General features: G+C 69.7%; 16 protein-coding genes. 8 read left to right on the forward strand and 8 right to left on the reverse strand.

What is annotated here, in order from left to right:
- Positions 1-126: 126 nt before the first annotated feature.
- From ACIBO8_RS31810 to ACIBO8_RS31820, 3 genes are read right to left on the reverse strand one after another with little or no spacing between them, the layout of a single operon-like run.
- On the reverse strand, positions 127-1,113 hold the full coding sequence (locus ACIBO8_RS31810) for a hypothetical protein (RefSeq protein ID WP_396119091.1): 987 nt from the start codon (positions 1,111-1,113) through the stop codon (positions 127-129).
- Positions 1,110-2,342 (reverse strand): MFS transporter, encoded by a 1,233-nt coding sequence (locus tag ACIBO8_RS31815; protein WP_396119092.1) that lies wholly within the window; start codon positions 2,340-2,342, stop codon positions 1,110-1,112. The genes ACIBO8_RS31810 and ACIBO8_RS31815 overlap by 4 nt, the downstream gene beginning before the upstream one ends.
- 7 nt (positions 2,343-2,349) lie before the next feature.
- Positions 2,350-3,198, reverse strand: coding sequence for an alkaline phosphatase family protein (locus ACIBO8_RS31820; RefSeq protein WP_396119093.1), 849 nt, complete (start codon positions 3,196-3,198; stop codon positions 2,350-2,352).
- Between the two features lie 214 nt (positions 3,199-3,412).
- Here ACIBO8_RS31820 and ACIBO8_RS31825 point away from each other — a divergent pair, with 214 nt between their 5' ends.
- Both ACIBO8_RS31825 and ACIBO8_RS31830 read left to right on the forward strand, forming a co-directional pair.
- Positions 3,413-3,544 carry a hypothetical protein gene (locus ACIBO8_RS31825; RefSeq protein ID WP_396119094.1) on the forward strand — a complete coding sequence of 44 codons (132 nt, stop codon included), beginning with the start codon at positions 3,413-3,415 and terminating at the stop codon, positions 3,542-3,544.
- A 60-nt stretch (positions 3,545-3,604) separates the two neighbouring features.
- Positions 3,605-4,462, forward strand: coding sequence for a methyltransferase domain-containing protein (locus tag ACIBO8_RS31830; protein WP_396119095.1), 858 nt, complete (start codon positions 3,605-3,607; stop codon positions 4,460-4,462).
- Positions 4,463-4,501: 39 nt separating this feature from the next.
- Here ACIBO8_RS31830 and ACIBO8_RS31835 read toward each other — a convergent pair whose 3' ends face one another.
- A complete protein-coding gene (locus ACIBO8_RS31835; protein ID WP_396119096.1) occupies positions 4,502-5,236 on the reverse strand; it encodes a hypothetical protein in 735 nt (244 codons plus the stop codon).
- Positions 5,211-5,564: a DUF4247 domain-containing protein gene (locus ACIBO8_RS31840; RefSeq protein WP_396119097.1), complete on the reverse strand. Its 354-nt coding sequence runs from the start codon at positions 5,562-5,564 to the stop codon at positions 5,211-5,213. The genes ACIBO8_RS31835 and ACIBO8_RS31840 overlap by 26 nt, the downstream gene beginning before the upstream one ends.
- A gap of 251 nt (positions 5,565-5,815) precedes the next feature.
- Between ACIBO8_RS31840 and ACIBO8_RS31845 the strand changes: the two genes are divergently transcribed.
- From ACIBO8_RS31845 to ACIBO8_RS31855, 3 genes are all read left to right on the forward strand, one after another.
- Positions 5,816-7,684: a WD40 repeat domain-containing protein gene (locus ACIBO8_RS31845; RefSeq protein ID WP_396119098.1), complete on the forward strand. Its 1,869-nt coding sequence runs from the start codon at positions 5,816-5,818 to the stop codon at positions 7,682-7,684.
- Between the two features lie 14 nt (positions 7,685-7,698).
- Positions 7,699-7,983 carry a hypothetical protein gene (locus ACIBO8_RS31850; protein WP_396119099.1) on the forward strand — a complete coding sequence of 95 codons (285 nt, stop codon included), beginning with the start codon at positions 7,699-7,701 and terminating at the stop codon, positions 7,981-7,983.
- 1,611 nt (positions 7,984-9,594) lie between these two features.
- Entirely contained in the window at positions 9,595-10,854 is a 1,260-nt protein-coding gene (locus ACIBO8_RS31855) for an MFS transporter (RefSeq protein WP_396119100.1), read from the forward strand.
- 98 nt (positions 10,855-10,952) lie between these two features.
- On the opposite strand, the gene ACIBO8_RS31860 is transcribed toward ACIBO8_RS31855, so the two are convergent.
- Positions 10,953-11,393 carry a hypothetical protein gene (locus ACIBO8_RS31860; protein WP_396119101.1) on the reverse strand — a complete coding sequence of 147 codons (441 nt, stop codon included), beginning with the start codon at positions 11,391-11,393 and terminating at the stop codon, positions 10,953-10,955.
- 5 nt (positions 11,394-11,398) lie between these two features.
- Positions 11,399-11,836, reverse strand: a complete 438-nt coding sequence (locus ACIBO8_RS31865; RefSeq protein ID WP_396119102.1) for a hypothetical protein — start codon at positions 11,834-11,836, stop codon at positions 11,399-11,401.
- A gap of 721 nt (positions 11,837-12,557) precedes the next feature.
- Here ACIBO8_RS31865 and ACIBO8_RS31870 point away from each other — a divergent pair.
- Positions 12,558-13,964: a sialidase family protein gene (locus ACIBO8_RS31870; RefSeq protein WP_396119103.1), complete on the forward strand. Its 1,407-nt coding sequence runs from the start codon at positions 12,558-12,560 to the stop codon at positions 13,962-13,964.
- Positions 13,965-14,039: 75 nt separating this feature from the next.
- On the opposite strand, the gene ACIBO8_RS31875 is transcribed toward ACIBO8_RS31870, so the two are convergent.
- Positions 14,040-14,312, reverse strand: coding sequence for a hypothetical protein (locus ACIBO8_RS31875; protein WP_396119104.1), 273 nt, complete (start codon positions 14,310-14,312; stop codon positions 14,040-14,042).
- 245 nt (positions 14,313-14,557) lie between these two features.
- Here ACIBO8_RS31875 and ACIBO8_RS31880 point away from each other — a divergent pair, with 245 nt between their 5' ends.
- Both ACIBO8_RS31880 and ACIBO8_RS31885 read left to right on the forward strand, forming a co-directional pair.
- Complete coding sequence (locus ACIBO8_RS31880) at positions 14,558-15,004, forward strand: hypothetical protein (RefSeq protein WP_396119105.1); 447 nt, start codon at positions 14,558-14,560, stop codon at positions 15,002-15,004.
- Positions 15,005-15,847: 843 nt separating this feature from the next.
- Positions 15,848-16,984, forward strand: a complete 1,137-nt coding sequence (locus ACIBO8_RS31885) for a hypothetical protein (RefSeq protein ID WP_396119188.1) — start codon at positions 15,848-15,850, stop codon at positions 16,982-16,984.
- Positions 16,985-17,215 lie beyond the last annotated feature (231 nt).

Below are 17,215 nucleotides of genomic sequence, written 5' to 3' on the forward strand. Positions count from 1 at the left end.
CCGGCCGAGCCGCTCGCCTCGCCGCCGCCAACCGCCGAATCGCAAAGCCTCGGCTCTCCCACGTGAGCGGTGGTCGGACACCCGGTGGTGTCGGCTGTCGTGGTTATCCCCACTTCGAGACGCCGCCTAGTTCCACAGGGCTGCGGGAGACTCCGCGTCGGGGATGAGCACCGCCGCATGGCCGGTGCCGTCGGCGGGGACCGACCACACGTCGGCTGACTTCGGGCCGCGGCGCAGCGCGTACATGACGGTGGTGTCGTCGTACCAGGCCGCCTGGTCGTCGACGCTGCGGGTCTCGGCCAGGGCGGTCCGGGTCATGGTCGCCAGATCCAGGACGGACAACCGCCACCCGCGGGCCGGGTTTCCGCCGATCGCCTCCTTGTAGGCGATCAGCCGCCGGTTCGGCGACAGCGACGGGCACTCCACGTTCGCCGCCACGGTGCGCACGGTCCGGGCAGCCACGTCCCCGAACACCAGGTAGCGGCGCCCCGCGGTCGACATGGTGGCGTAGAAGTGCTGGTCGTCGACGAACGTCACGCCCCAGAAGTTCAGGTCGGCCGCCCGGTACGGCTTGCCGTCGCGCGTCACCGCGTACGTTTCGAGGGTGTCCACCGTCTCGCCGGTGGCGGTGTTGAGCATGCCCACCCGGGTGGAGAACCTGCCGCCGTTGTAGCTGTCACCGGTAACGAAGACGGTCCAGGTCAACACCTGCCCGCTGGGCGAGACCCGGGCCCGATTCGGCACGCCGACCAGCGGGTACGTGTCCTTCACCGTCAGGCGGGCGTCGAGCACCGCGAGCTGGTACGTGGCCAGCGATCCGTCGCGGCGCAGGCAGACCGCGGCGGCCGCGGCGGCGTAGAGCCGGTCACAGTCGAGCCCCGACACGGTCCGCGGACCGGCGGCGTTCCCGCGGGCCACGGTCGCGGCCCTGCCGTAGCTTCCGGCGGCCGTGCTGCGAAACAGCAGCCGGTTACCGGGGCTCGCGTCGACGCTGTTCGCCGCCACCGCGGGCACGGGATCCCGGCGACCGGCCATGATGACGTACGCCGCCGCCACCGCGAGCAACGCGAAGGACAGCGCCACGGCGAGCAGCAGTCGTGCCCGCGCCGTCATGCCGCTCGCCCGCCCCGCAGCAGCAGCACTGCCGAACCGCCCAGGGTGAGGGCGGCGGTGATCGCGGCGGCAACGACCGCTCCGGCGGCGTCCCACCACTGCCATGCGATCCCGAACAGCACCGACGACACCAGGTAGGCCAGCGACTGGCCGGTCTGGATCAGCGCGATCCCGGTGGTGCGCAGCGCGGCGGGGAGCACCGGCCCGGCCACGGCGATCAGCACGCCGTCGGTGGCCGCGTAGAACAGGCCGTACAGAACAAGAACCGTGACCAGCGCCGCCGGGCCGCCCCAGGAGGTCGTGAGAAGCAGGTAGACGACGAGCAGGGCGGCATAGCCGCCGAGGAAGACCCGGGTGCGGCCGAGGCGGTCGGCCAAGGCGCCGAGGGGCACCGCGAGCGACAGGTACGCGAGGCTGGTGCCGACCGCGAGCAGGGGGAACCACCCGGTGGCCAGGTTCTCCCGGCGCTGCAGCAGCAGGTAGACGAAGCCGTCGCCGATCGTGCTGAGCCCGAGGAGTACCGCACCGCCCAGCAGCAGCCGCACCGGGCGGTGCTCGAGCAGCGCGGCGGCTTGGCGCAGGCTGACCGTGGCCGACGGAGCGCCGGTATCGCGGTGGTCGCGGACGAACAGCACGAGAACGAGGACGCCGACGGCAGCGACGCAGCCGCTGACCACGAAGACGGCGTCGAACGCCTGGCCGGAGGCGGCCAGCACGGCGAGGGCGACGACCGGGCCGGCGAATGCACCCGCGCTGTCCATCGCCCGGTGCACGCCGAACGCCCGGCCCAGCGCCTCCGGCGGCGTGGCCAGTGTGATCAGGGCGTCCCGCGGCGCGGTGCGCAGTCCCTTGCCGGCCCGGTCGGCCACGATCGCGGTGCCAATCCCGGCCAGTGAGCCGCCGGCCACCAGCAGGCCGGCCTTCGCCAGGGCGGAGACGCCGTAGCCGAGGCCGGCGACGAGTTTGCGCCGCCGCACCCGGTCGGCGACGTAGCCGCCGACCAGGCGCAGCAGCGCGGTAGCCCCGGTGTACAGACCGTCGACCAGCCCGTACACCGCCGGGCCCAGTCCCAGCCCCGCCACGAGGTACAGCGGCAGAACAGCGCTCACCATCTCGCTGGACACGTCGGTGATCAGGCTGACCGTGCCCAGCGCGAGGACGGTGGCGGCGACCTTCCTGGCCTTCGTCCGAGTGCCCGCGGCCGGGTGGTCCACCGAGGCGAGATACACGGTCTGATCAGTTCCACACGTCGGTGATGGGCGAGACGCCGGCAGCGCCACCGAGTGGGCTCAGGCCGTACGCGGACTCGATGGTTCGCAGCACCGTGTAGTGCGTGATCTTGGACGAGTACGTGCCCGGCTTGACGTGGGCGCCCACGAACGTCGTGTAGATGTGGTTGAGCGAGAGTGAGTTGTCCTCGTCGAAGTTCACGATGAGCAGGCTGTTGTTCGCTTTCGCCCACTGCGCGTACGCGTCGAGGTTGGTGCGCAACCAGGTGTTGCCGGTGCTGATCGAGCAGTCGTGCATGTCATTGCACATGTTCGGGGTCACGAACGCCACCGTGGGCAGCGACGCGTAGTTGCTGCTGTCCGGGAAGCTGGCGTACGTGAGGTTGCTGGCGGCCGGCACGCTGCTGAAATCCACCCAGCTGTTGTGCTTGCGTTGATACCTGCCGCTGGAGCAGCCGGTGTAGCCGTCGGACGGCATGGACTCCGAATAGCCCTTGAACGTCAGCCCCGCGCCGATCAGCTGGGCACCGAGATTGTCGCCGCTGAACGTCTTGGGGCAGGCGTCGCTGGTGACGCCCTGCGTAGAGCCGGAGAACAGAGCGATGTAGTTGGGCTGGCTGGGGTGGGTGATCGCGTAGGACTGCGAGAAGCTCGCGCCCTGGGTGGCCAGGGACTTGAAGTAGGGGGCGCTGGAGGAGGTGATCTGCGAGTTCGACTTGTTCTCGAACATCACCAGGACGATGTGGTCGAAGCGGGGAACGCTCGTGGCGGCCTCAGCCGTGTGAGCTGCGGCGGTGAGCCCGGCACCGGCCAGAGCGAGGATCGCGGTAGCGACCGTGAGACGCCGAATGAACATGCCAGCATCGTGATCCGGCGGCCGGCAACCATGCAATATTGACACGAGTTAATATTCGGGATACGTCGATATTCCGGACGGCCAACAGCGTCATAACCACACCGAGGCCATCAAGGTCGCGCTGATCGAGCCGCGACTCATCCGCACCGGCTTCGGCGACGTCGCAGCGCACGCGCTCGCCGGGTCAGCGGCCCCGGCGGGTCCGTACGCCGGGTTGAACGCCGCCGCGGACCCCCGGGCGCGCTACGTCATCACGCCCGCCACCAAGATCCTCGTGCGGAGCCGGCGCCTGTTCGGGTCCCGCCTCTTCGACACCGACCTCCGGCAGCAGTTCCGCGCCGCTTGACAGCTCGGGACAGCACGCGTGTCGCGGTGGTGTGGCACGGCCGAAGGGGAGAATGGAGCCGTGAATTCGTCGCCGCCCGATCCCGGCACCGACCCGGCCACTGCCGCCGACCACCGCTATCTCCTCGACAATGCCCGGGCCGAGGCGGGCGAGCGATTCGTCGCGCTGGCCGAGTTGTTCGACGGCGTGACGCGCGGGCACTTCGACCGCCTGGGGATAGGACCGGGCTGGCGCTGCTGGGAGGTCGGGGCCGGGGGCCGCAGCATCCCCGAGGCGCTCGCCGCCACAGTCGGACCCACCGGGTACGTGCTGGCGAGCGACATCAATACGACGTGGCTGGACACGCAGGGACCCTACGAGGTATGCCGGCACGACCTCGCCGCGGATCCGCCGCCGGAGCCGGGCACATTCGACCTGGTACATGCGCGGCTCGTCCTCGTCCACGTGCCCGACCGGGCCCGAGCGCTGGCAACGCTGGTGGCGGCGCTGCGGCCCGGCGGTTGGCTGCTGCTGGAAGACGCCGACACCGAGCTGCAGCCGCTGGTGTGCCTCGACGAAAGTGGCCCGGCGCAGCAGCGTGCCAACCGGCTGCGGCGCGCCTTCAGACAGTTGATGGCGGAGCGGGGCGCTGACCTGCGCTACGGCCGTACGCTGCCGAGGACGTTGCGCGAGGCCGGCCTGGTCGACGTCGCCGCGGCCGGCAACTTTCCGATAGGCGGAACGGTGTGCAACCGCCTGGAGAGCGCGACGGTACGCCACGTCCGCGCCGAGCTGGTCGGCGCCGGGCTGGCCGACGACGCCGAGATCGACGCACACCTGGCCGCCGTCGCCGCCGGGGAGCTCGACCTCACCCTGGCACCGCTGATCTCAGCATGGGGACGCCGCCCGGGCTCGGCTCCCCTCGTTCGACGACCTTGACGCATCCGGGTTCCGCCGGGCGCTCGCAGACATCTCGGTTCACTCCACCGGCACGTCCGCGGCCGCGGCTCTGCGCCGCCGCAGCACATCGATCAGCATCGCGGACGACGCGAGGGCCAGGAACATCATGGGAATGGCGACTAGCAGCGACCCGCCGCGCCCGCGCAGGATGTCGTACCCGACCGACGGCAGCGCTCGCTCCTTCGCCTGGACCGGCTGCGCCGCCACCGGCTGTGCCATGCCGTTCTCGGCGGCGATGAGGGGAAGCGCTCCGGCGGCCCGCAGGACACCCGCGCCGGTATCCGCGAGGAACATCTTCTCGGTCATGCCGACGGAGCCCGGTTTCACCACCACCGACGACGACTCGTCACGGGAATCGATCACCTGTAGCAGCACCTTCGGGTGGCGCTTCGACGACCCGCGCACCGTCGCGACGACCACCAACCAGCGGTCACAGCCGGTGGCCTTGCGGACCGACACGCCCCCGCCGGCGTTCGAACCGAGGCTCAGCGTGACCGGCTGCCCTCTCTCGAAGTGGTCCAGCTGCCAGCCGTAGCAGACGTGCTGGGCCTGCGTCGCCCGGGCCAGCGCGGCCGCGGTGGCGTCGGCCGCCGCCTGCTCCGGCGGGCCGATCCGGTCCGGCGAGCCTGCGGACACCATGCCGCCGATGCAGAAGGCGAGCATCATGCCGCCGAGACCGACCGCGAGAAGGATGCCGAGCTTCCGCCCGCCCGGCCGCTGCTGGGGTTTACCGGTCCCACTGACCTGCGACATGTGCCAGATACCTCGGGTAGGCGGTGGTGGTCTTCTCGACCAGGATCAGGGAACCGTTCTGCCGGCGGAGGATGACGATGCTGTCGTCGGCGTATCGCAGATAGACGCCGTCGGCGTCGGCGACGCCGCGGCCGGGGCGCCACCGGTCGGTGATGGCTGCGGCGACCCGGGTCGGTGCCTGAGAAGACGTGTACGCGACAGCGTCGCGTCCGATGTCGTCGGCGGGCGACCGCGAGTACGCAGCGTCCACGTGCCGCCGGACGCTGAAGGCATCGGGCACTCCGTCCGACACCAGGAAGCCCACAGCCAGGACGGCGGAGAATGCCAAGGCTCCGACGGCTTGACGGACGCTGACGACTTCGCCGGCCGGACCGGAGTCCTCGCCGGCCCCGGTGGCCGCCTCGCGCCGACCCTGTGTACGCCACCGTTTGCGTACCAAATCCCTCACCTCTCGCCCCGCCGTGCCGCGCCGATCGTAGCCACCTCCATCAATGCCGGATATCGGGGTCGGTGCGGCGATCCGGTACCGTGCCGGACGGCCCGGAACGGCAGGCACGCATCGGCGAAGCGGAGAAAACGATGCCCATCAACCATGACGGCATCTGGCCGGAGGTCCGCCCCACCGCCGAGGGCAGAACCCACTCGGTCCAGTTCAGCCCCGACGGGCGCTACCTGATCAGTGGGCACTCCGGCGATCGGGAGCGGGTATGGGACCTTGCGTCGCGGACTCCCCTGTTCGAGTGGACCGACACCCACGAGCCGGTCTTCGGCCTCGAGCCGGCCACCGTCATCGACCTCGAGTACCTGCCCCTCGGGGGCACTCTCCTGCACTCCACCGACCTCCGGACCGGCCACACCCGGACGCGGGAATGGCCGTACGAGGACGGCTGGCCCGTGTCCGGCGTGGAGGGACGACTCGAGTTTCTGGTCACCACCTCCGACGGCGACAAGGCGATCGTCGATGCCGGCACCGGCGTCGTCCGGTGCGTGCTGTCGGGAGCGACCGACGAGGTCGGCCGGAGCGTGGCGTCGCGGGACGGACGTCTCTTGGCGACGCCCAGCTACAAGCTCAAGAATGACCCGATCCCCATCTGGAACGCGGAGGACGGCACCCGGCGCGGCGTGATCCCCTTCGGCGGCCGGAGCTCGACGGTGGTGTTCCTGCCGGGCGCACGGTGCGTCATCGCCGGCGACGGCACCACCCGGGTGTGGGACTTCGCCACCGAGGCGGTGGTCACCGAGCTCGACGGCGACGAGATCGCGCTGTCGGCGGACGGCACCCGGCTGGCCGTCACCGACGAGGAAGCGGACGTCGTCATCTACTCCACCGACACCTGGGAGCCGCTCGTCACGCTCGAGGACACCGGCTCGGCGTACGCGATGGCCTTCAGCCCCGACGGGTCACACGTCGCCACCGGCCACGACGACGACTCGATCATCCGGATGTGGGACAGCTACTCCGGCCGGCCCGCGTACGACCTGAGCGGAGTGACCCGAGAGGTGCATGCGCTCGCGTTCAGCACCGACGGGCAGCGGCTCACCACGGTCACCGACGACGAGGTGCGCATCTGGGACATCGGCGGCGAACGACCGGCACACCGGCTGCCGGCGCCCGGCGGGGCCGTCCACACCGTGGCGTACAGCCCGGACGGAAGCCTGCTCGCCGTCGCCGACGACGAGACCGTACGGTTCTGGGACTCCACGACCGCATCGCCCGCCGGCGCCCTGGAGCCGACCGGTTCTCCCGTACTGGCACTGGCGTTCGCGCCCAGCGGCGGAATGCTCGCGACCGCGTGCGAGGACGGCACCGTCCACCTGTGGGACGCCGGCCGCGAACACGTCGGTGTGCTGGACGGACTGGGCAGACCGGCCTGGTACGCGGCCTTCCACCTCGACGGCCGGCACCTGGTGGTCGCCGACGACGACACCGTCTGCCTGTGGGACACCGGCACCGGGAAGCTTGTGCTGCACCTCGCGGACATCGAGGACCGGGTGGATGCCGTCGCCATCGCACCGGACGGTCGCGGCTTCGCGATCGCCACCGACAGCAGCGACAGACTCTCCGTCTATCGAGCCGCCGGCACCGAACCGGCCACGCCGTACACGGACACTGTCAGCTCCCTCGCGTACTCCCCGGGAGGGGCCCTCGCCGTCGGCAGCGACGAGAACACCGTGCACATCCTCAAGGACCCCGGCTCGGGTGACTGGAACGGGTTCCTCGACGGTCACACCGGCCTGGTCCGGTCGCTGGCCTACTCCCCGGACGGCCGACTGCTCGCCGCAGGGTGTGACAACGGGGTCGTGCATCTGTGGGACACGGAATCCGAGCGGCGGCTCGCCCTGCTGATGGCGCTCGACGACGGCGGATCGGCGATCGTCCGCGCCGGGGGGCAGCGCATCGTCGACGGATCACCGAACGGCGAGTTCCATTTCTGGGGCGTGCGGTGAAGGTACCTCCTGCCATGTCTAACCGCTTCTACCACCGCCGGTGGGACGAGACTCGAGGCGATGAGTTCGACGGCTGGGGCCACTCGCTCTGGTACTTCGAGACCGACGACGAAGGACGGCCCGTTCGCCAGGTCGAGGTGTACGACACCGGCCGAGTCCTCCGATACGGACCCGGACACGACGAGGACCGATACGGATCGCTGGGCCGAGCCAGCCTCTACGACTCCGGCGAGGACTGGAGCACCTTCGAGATCACAAGCGTCGAGTTCGAACGGGTCTGGCGCTCGGACGAGGTGTGACAGCTCCGATCATCAGTACTTCTGCAGATCGAAAACGTGCTGGCGCACGTCGATAAGGCCTCACTCAGCCCGACCATCAGCGCGCTGTCCGCTCGATCCAGCCGTATTCCAGTGCCCGCACGACGGCGCCCCTACGACTGGTCGTCTGTGTTTGCGCAGCGCCGCCCCGACATGCTTCTCCACCGTCTTGGGAGAAAGGAACAACACAGCCGCCCCCTCCCGGTCGGTCCGGCCTGCGCCAGCAGCGTGAGAACTTCTCTCGCCCGGGAACTCAAAGCGACGGCATGGGGGCAACCGGCGGCGCGGCAACCGGCCGATCGATGCCGGCGGCGACCGGCCTGTCGGCGGCATAGGGGACGTCGGCTCGCACGACCGTCCCCACAGGCGGGGACCCGGTCCCCCGTGACGGCCCCGCCGCGGCGGCGAGCAGTTGCGACGATGAATTGGTCCCCAGATGCCGCGGACGAACGTCAGGGGTACAGGGTGTCGGCGTTGTCGACCCGATCGCTGCTCGGCAGACGATCAGCCGACCGAAGCCGCTCCTGGAAGTCGATGACGTGCTCGGCGCCCCCGACCGTACGGGGCGCGGTATGCATTTCTGCGCCGCGTAAGCGATCGATCGACGCCTTCGCCTCGCCTGGCTGCCTCGCCCGACCGCCGCCGTGAACAGCACGGCCACGACCCCAGCGCTCACGGCCGGCGCGGACCGCGTTGGACGGCAGGGTGTGACGCATCCACGGACGCTTTGGTGATCTTAGGGGCTGCGCGATGCTCCACCCGCGCAGAAACACCCAGGCTTGGAAGGCGGAACCCAGGACCCCTGAGGGTAATCTTTCGATTACCGTTGGTTACACACGGGCGGGATGGGAGAAAAGGCCTTCCCATTCTTCGTCGGAAGTTCCTGTTTCAGGCTCCCTTGTCGCGCCGAATCGGCACACTCCGGCGATCCGTTCTCGAAGGGCGGTTCCCCGCGAGTCTGACCGATTTTCCATGTGACTATAAACGACCACTGATACCCGTGGGGTGGCCGCCATTCACACGGCTTGTCGGCGTTCGCCGAGGGGCCACCGCCACGCACCTTTTCGGCTGGTTGACGTTACGTGACGATCCGCTAGATTTATTACCGGAAGCGGGTGACTCGCGCTTCTGATCCTGGATTGCGGGGAGTTCGTTGCATCTACAGACGAAGACGAAGCCAGGCTTCTCTGCTAGCCGGCAACACACAGGCTGACGGCACTTCGTTGCCAGGGTGGGGACCGTGTTCCCACCCTCAGCGAGGAACCGGACCGGCGGCACATTCCTGCAAGCTACGCGCGGCATTCGCCGCGGTTCTCGCACCCCAGCCATTCCCGCAAGCCCGAGTCGGACCCTGCGGCGTCGCCGCATGACGAGCACGAAAGGAGACGACGATGCGCGGTCGTAGCTGGACCTGATCAATCCACTGTTGAAACCGTGACCGGGTGCCCCCGGCAGGACGGAAGGAGACGACGATGCGCTCTCGTAGCTGGGTCTGATCAATCGAATGTTGACGTGTGGTACGGGTTGCTCAACGCCGACGATCGTTAGCAACCCAACACCACCTATCTCTGCGAGCCGACGGAAGGAAGCGCCGTGGGAGAGAGCCCAGCGCGGTACCGGGACGTTTTCGCGGTACGGGAGTACCGCCACCTCTTCGGTGCCAACGTGCTGTCGCTCATCGGCGACCAACTGACCGCTATCGCCCTGGCGTTCACGGTCTTCGAACGTTCCCACTCCTCCACGCTCGCCGCGATCACCTTCGCCGTCACCTACGCCACCTGGATCATCGGCGGTCCGGCGCTGTCGGTCCTGGCCGACCGGTTCCCCCGCCGGACGGTCATGCTGACCTGCGACCTTGCGCGTGCCGGGCTGGTGTTGTCGCTGGCCGTCCCCGGCATTCCGATCCCCGCACTGCTCGGGGTCGCCTTGCTGACCAACATGTTCCGACCGCCCTTCCAGGCCGCGCGCGCCTCCCTCATGCCGGATCTCCTGGACGGAGACCGGTACCCCGTGGCCAATGGGCTGGACAACATCGTGGGCGAGACCACCCAGGTCCTCGGATTCGCCGTGGGTGGCATCCTGGTCGCCGCGGCCTCCGCGCGCGGAGTATTGCTCGTCGACTCGGCCACGTTCGTCGCCTCCGCACTGTTGATCGCTACCGGTCTGCGCGGCACGGTGGCCTCGGCTCCCCCCGCCGAGGCACCGTCCACCTCGCGGCTGGCGGATATGGCAGCCGGGGCCCGCGTCGTGTTCTCCGACCGCAGGCTGCGGTCGTACCTCCTGCTGTTCTGGTTCTCCTGCCTGGTGTACGGCGCAGAGGGCGTCGCGGCGCCCCTGTCGAAGCAGTACGGCGGCGGCGCATTCACCGGCGGACTCATCCTCGCGGCGATGCCACTCGGCGTGGCGGTGGGCGGGGTGTTCCTCACTCGCGGGTGCCCGCCGGCGCTGCGGCAACGTCTGACGGTGCCACTGGCAGTGGTGTCCTGCGCCGCCCTGGTGCCGGTGGCGGCGCATCCGCCGCTGCCGGTGCTGCTCGCACTGCTGATCGCCAGCGGGCTCGCCGGCGCGTTCAGCATCCCGCTCAACGCAATCTTCGGCCGCGCCGTGCCGGCCGCCTACCGCGCCCGCGCCTTCGGCGTCGCGATGTCCGGGGTGTGCGCGGTTCAAGGCCTGGCGATGATCGGAGCCGGGGCGGCAGCCGAGCGACTGGCACCCACCACCGTGGTCGGTGGCGCCGGTCTACTGGCCACGCTGTCCGTCGTCGCGGTCGCGGCCCGGTGGCCCCGGCAGCCGACGGATCAGCACGCGCCCGCGCGACCGCTCCGCGTCGCCGCCCAGAGTTCTGCGGCTTGACGCAAGCGCGTCTGCCACGACGGCTGCCGAACACCACGGCGGCCACAACGAGCGCGAAGAACAGGACGCAGAACGCGCCTACCGTGACGGCGATCGGGTCACCCATGACGCGTACGGCGCTCCGACACACTTGCCAGGAACATACCGATCAGCGCGTCCAGCACGGCAACGACCGCCCCGAAGGTCTCCGTCAGCCCAGCGACCGCGGAGATCCCGAGCGCAACCGCGATCACTACTAGAGTGACGATCACCCCTGCGAACCGTAGCCACCCCAGCACGGACGCCGCCTTGGCTATGGTGTGTCCCCGGCTACCGCGCGCCAAAGCGACCAGGACGAGCAGCCACACCACCATCCCGACCGCAGCGCATGCGCCAACCAGGAGCAACGTCGCCGCGTCCGAGCCGGTCAGATTCCCTCGCCGATACCCGCTTGTGACCAGCAAGCCAATCGCGGCAAGGGCGCCCTCGACCAGAAACAGAAGGCCGGTCAGTGCCGCCAGGCCGATGCTGCTGCGCGGTCGAGCCGATGGGGTCGTCATGGGTATCAGGCCGTCGCCGCCGGCGGCCAGTGACCCTCATGGAAACCGCCGTTCTCCGCGAGCTTCTTCCGCAGTGTGGTGTTCGCGCCCGCACACACCGTCTTGAGCAGTTCTGCGCCGCCGATGATCGCTGCGGATGCGACCAGGGCAGCCCCAGCGGCGATGAAGGGCCCGGCCGGCATGCCGATCACCGTCGCGGTAGAACCCGACGCACCGATGATGCCGCCTACCAGCGCTGCGAGCGGCGAGCCAAGGGCGATCCAGGAGGTGATGATGCCCTTGGCCACATCGTTGAGCGCCGACGAAATCCCATCGGTGAGGGTCGCCTTCACTTTGTCGAGCGCCGCCTTCTGCAACGGCAGGGTCTGTCTGTACGCGTCCGCGGCGCGCGCCTTGCGCAGGAGAGCGTCACCCTCCTCGTACAGCCGCGCCGAAGCATCCACGCGATGATCCGACAATTTCGTCCCCGCTCAAGTGTCGTCAGCCGGCGCCCGGAAGCACTGATCGAGCACCAGACGGACTGTTCCAAGCATCGTCGCGAAGCGCAAGCCCGCCCGGGTGGCGCCAGGCACTCCCGAGATCTATCCCACTACCTCGACGAGCACTGTGCCTCGCGACGCCGGGGGCAGCCGCATCACCTCACCAGCCGGGAGCCTTAAGCAGGGCGTCCGGACACGTCAGGACACCTGACGTCATTGCGCCAGCCAACTGGCTTGGAGATGACGTACCGTCCGGGCACTAGCACGACGCTCGCGGAGGTGCGATCGAAGAATATCGATCATGGACATGCGTGGTGTCCGAGGACCGACACGCCCCAGGTAGACGCCCTGTGATCGCCAAACGCGTGATCAGCTGGTGTGGACACCTGCAGGGCGACCGCAGCCATCCGTCCGTGGCCCGACCGGGTATCTGACGGTCGTCACGCGAGCGCCGGTCCACGAAGGGAGCTGCTCCCTAGCTTTCGCCCGGTATGTCGAGGTTGACGCTCGAGTAGCTGTTGACGCCCTCCGCAACATTCATGTGCTTCCATTTACGGTCCGGTGACGGGCTGGTAACACGGGCAACGGCGGCTACCACCCTTGGGCCGCCCGTTCACACCCGGAAGAGGCGATGTCACCCATGCATCCACTCCGTCACCGCGCCCGGCCCTTACTCCTGACGGTCGTGACCGTTCCCGCCGTCCTCGCCCTGCTGGTGACCGGCACGACGCCGGCGCTGGCCAACGTACCGCTCACTCAGGTCAGCACCGATCCCTACACCGACACTCAGGCGCAGCACCAAAGTGAGGTGGAGCCGGACACCTACGCGTTCGGGACCACCATCGTCACGGCGTTCCAGGTCGGACGGGTTTCCGGCGGCGGCGCGTCCAACATCGGCTGGGCCCGCTCCGGCGACGGCGGCGCGACCTGGGCCCACGGCTACCTGCCCGGCATCACCACCAACGGCGGCGGCAGCTACGGACAGGCCAGCGACGCCTCGGTCGCCTACGACGCCCGGCACGACGTCTGGCTCATCTCCAGCCTCGGCATCAGCGGCTCCGCGGTGAACGTCCTCACCAGCCGCTCCACCGACGGCGGACTGACCTGGTCCAACCCGGTGACCACCGCCACCGGCTCGCTGGACAAGAACTGGATCGTGTGCGACAACACCGCCACCAGCCCCTACTACGGCAACTGCTACACCCAGTACGACATCACCAGCGCTGGTGACTCGATCCGGATGAAGACCTCCACCAACGGCGGCGCCACCTGGGGGGCCGCACTGGCTCCCGGGGGCAGACACGCCGGCCTGGGTGGCCAACCCGTCGTGCTGCCCAACGGGCACGTCATCGTCCCGTACCTGTCGACATCCGACACCATCCGTTCGTTCCGCAGCACCAACGGCGGCGCCTCCTGGAGCTCCACCGTGCAGGTCGCCACGATCAATCACCACGACGTGGCCGGCGGACTACGCGAAGAAGCCCTGCCCAGCGCGGAGGCCGACGCGGCGGGCACGGTCTACGTCAGCTGGGCCGACTGCCGCTTCCGAGCCGGCTGCAGCAGCAACGACATCGTGATCGCCAAGTCGACCAGCGAGACGACCTGGGCCGCGCCGATCCGTGTGCCGATCGACGCTGTCACCAGCACCGTGGACCACTTTGTGCCCGGCGTCGGAGTCGACCCGTCCCGCTCGGGTTCGTCCGCGCGGATCGGCGTGAGCTATTACTACTACCCCACCGCTTCGTGCACCGCATCGACCTGCCAGCTCGACGTCGGGTTCGTCTCGTCCACCAACGGCGGCACCTCGTGGAGCAGCGCCGTATCCGTGGCCGGTCCGATGAATCTGTCGTGGATTCCGGCCACCTCCCAGGGCCGCATGTTCGGCGACTACATCTCCACCTCCGTACTCGCCGGCGGCAACGCATACCCCGTTCTGCCGGTCGCCACCGCACCGACCGGCAGCACCCTGCACCTCGGTATGTCCGTACCGACGGGAGGTCTGACCGTCACGGGCGGGACCAACACTGCCACCGGTCATGCGATCGCCTCTTCCGCCGGGCAACACCGAACTGTTCGCGCCACCGCGCGGTAACGCTCCCCGACCCGGGCGGGCCAGGGCGAACCTGCGGGAGGCCGGCAACGGCCTCCCGCAGGGCCGTCCGGTGGGTCAGCAGGTTCCCAGCCGGGCAAGCCGGGTACGCCCGGTTCCGCCCGCGGTGAAGTACTGCTGGGCGGTCACCGCGCAGCTGCCGGCGGTGACACTCGGGCCGATGGTCACCGACGAGTAATCGCCGAAGCGGGTCCGGCCGGTTACAGCACCGTTGATCAGGACCGCTCCGGCGCCGATCAGGTTGGGCACGCCGCCGCCCGGGCCCACCGAGTCGACGGTGCCTGAGGCGGCGACGTCGCTCGCCGGATCGCGCCCCAGCCCGCAAATCACTGTGGTGCGCGTCGCCCTTCCGCTTGAACGGCGAGGTGCCGGCCAGTCGATGATGCGCTGCCCGCCCGCGGGTCTCCCCCTGCGAAACGGCGACCCCTCGGGGAGGGCGCCCACCGCCGTTCTACAGCTTCCAAGATGATCGAATACCTCGGGGGTGCGGCAATCCACACGAGACGCCCGTGCTTGGCTGATCTCCGGGTCACGAGCCCGAATCACGTCTCAACCCACACCTCCGGGAGAGCACCATGCGCCTCACGTTGAAGACCGCGCTGTCCGCGTTGGCGGTCACCGCCGGGCTGGCCGCGTCCGTCACGCCGGCGACGGCCGCCACGGCCGCACCCGCCTCACCGGGCGGATACGTGGCCACCATCCAGATGACGACCGACAACACCGGAGTCCCCAACGGCGAGGTGTTCCGCGTACAGCTCGTCGAGCGCCAGGACATCGAAGCGGCGTTCGACGTTTTGCGAGGCCGTAGCAACGCGCACATCAACGGCAAGATCGTGCGTACGCCCTCGCCGTACAACCCCGGCTACACCTGGCACCTCGATCCGGACGACGTCGCCTTCGCCGCTATCAGCATCGAGTTGTGCGACGGCCGGCCCTCCTTCCTGAGCGAGGACTGGTGGGGCTCCGAGCGGTTCTGCCCCTGGCACGGCAAGGTCGTGAAGATGGAGCGCGTGCGCCGCTGAATTGCACCTGCCGCGCATCGCCGCCGGTCCGCGGCGGCAGCCTCGCGACCCTGCCAGGGGTCACCGCCGTAGTCGGGCGGGCGGCCGCGGCCGCTCCCGGATCGCCGTATCCGGCGCGGCCACGCCACCGCATCTCAGGGAGATCCTCGCCCTGGCGGAGCCTAGCGGGGGGCACGGCGGTAATGGAGTCCGCGGCACACCATCCCGGGCTGCCCGGCCCGGGCAAGACAGGGATGGGCGCCGCAGGCTGGATCTGGGCCGCCCCACTGCCGGCACGATCCCGGCGATCCGCCTTGGAGGGTCGCCCGGGATGCAGACACCCAGTCGGCATCCCCCGGGTCTACGACGTCCGGCGCCGGCTCGACAACGACCCCGGCGAGGCCGCGGGCGGCGTCCCCCCGATCGACCTGTGCCACCGTAAGTACTACTGGAACCACCCGATGTGCTGGCTCGACGACGATCTCCTGGCGGTCTCGGGGCTCGGCGACGACGAGGACGAAATCACGCCGGGGATACGCATCTTCAATGTGGGCACCGGCAAAAAGCCCGTCCCGATCCCGGGCCCGCGGGGGCAGCTGGCCGGTTGTACGCGGCAGCGCCGGAGGGCCTGGAGCTGTGCGAGCCGGCCGGCGGCACCAGGACGGATGCCGTTCCCGGCTTCGTCCCGACCCACCACCACCCGACCGCAAGAGAACTGGTCGCTGTACGCAACGGGACCATGCTTCGCTTGCAAATGGGATGATCAGCGCCCGAGAGCAGTTCCTGGTACGGCGGGAACTGTTCCGCGGACCGGCTGCCGCCTAGTCTCGTGCGGTGCGCTTCTTGCCTGCGTCGACCCTGGTCATGATCTGCTCCCTGGCGCTGTCCGGTTGTGGCGACGACACCCCGCCCCCGCCGTCAACGGCGCCCGCCTCGGCCGGTGCGTCGCTCCCGTCAGCCTCCACGGCCGCGCCTTCCGCCGCCACGGCCTCCCCTGCCGTTTTGCCGACCCCGGCTCAGACCGCTGCGAAGCGGCCGCGAACTCTGCCTAGCCCCGGTAATCCGGACGGTGACGCCCCGGTTCCGGCCGAGGCGCGGGCGGTGGACACGGGCTCTCCGGACCGGATCGTGGGCAAGGGCACCCCGGCGAGTTGCACGTCGGCGGCCGTCGTCGCGGCGGTCGCCGCCGGTGGTGTGATCACGTTCGACTGCGGGCCCGAGCCGGTCACCATCATCATGCGGGCCACCGCCAAGGTCCGCAACGACCACGGCTCCGACGTCGTGCTCGACGGCGGCGGGCGGGTGACGCTCAGCGGCGGGGGCAGGCGGCGCATCCTCTACCAGAACACCTGCGACGAAGCGCAGCGCTTCACCACCTCGCACTGCCAGGACCAGGCCACGCCGCGGCTGACCGTGCAGAACTTGACCTTCGCCGACGGCAACGCAACCGGCGAGACCACCGAGGGCGGCGGCGGAGGGGCGATCTTCGTCCGCGGCGGCCGGCTGAAGGTGATCAACTCCCGCTTCACGGCCAACCGCTGCGACGGCACGGGCCCCGACCTCGGCGGCGCGGCGATCCGGGCGCTGTCGCAGTCGGGCAACCGGCCGGTGTACGTCGTGCACAGCACGTTCACCGGCGGCCGATGCGCCAACGGCGGCGCGCTGAGCAGCATCGGCGTCTCGTGGACCGTGCTGAACAGCGTGTTCACCGGCAACCGCGCGATCGGTCACGGTGCGAACCCGGCCAGGCCCGGCACACCCGGCGGCGGTTCCGGCGGCGCGCTCTACACCGACGGCAATGCATTCGCCGTCTCGATCCGGGGCACGGTGATCCGCGACAACCACGCGAACGAGGGCGGGGGCGCGATCTTCTTCGTCAGCAACGACCGCACCGGCACCCTCTCGATCCGCGAGTCCACGCTGCGGGGCAACAGCAGCGCGGGCTTCGAGACCGCGGGACAGCCGGGCATCTTCTTCCTCGGCGCCCGGCTGAGCCGCTGATGGCTATGGACAGCTACCGGTGCCGGTCGCTCGGATCACGGTGCTGGCAGCGTCGTCCGCGGTTAACAATGGGCGCTGGCCCGTATCTTGTCCTCGGCTTCTGCCGATCCTCGCGCTGATCGGCTCAGCAACGCTCGGTGGCTGCGGCTCGGCCGCAAACGACGCGGCGGACGGCTGCCGGCTCGCTCCCTGGGGATCAGCACTCCGACCACCCGCGCCGACACCGCGCGA

Origin of the sequence: Actinoplanes sp. NPDC049681, from assembly GCF_044465265.1 — a bacterium.
Lineage (GTDB): Bacteria > Actinomycetota > Actinomycetes > Mycobacteriales > Micromonosporaceae > Actinoplanes.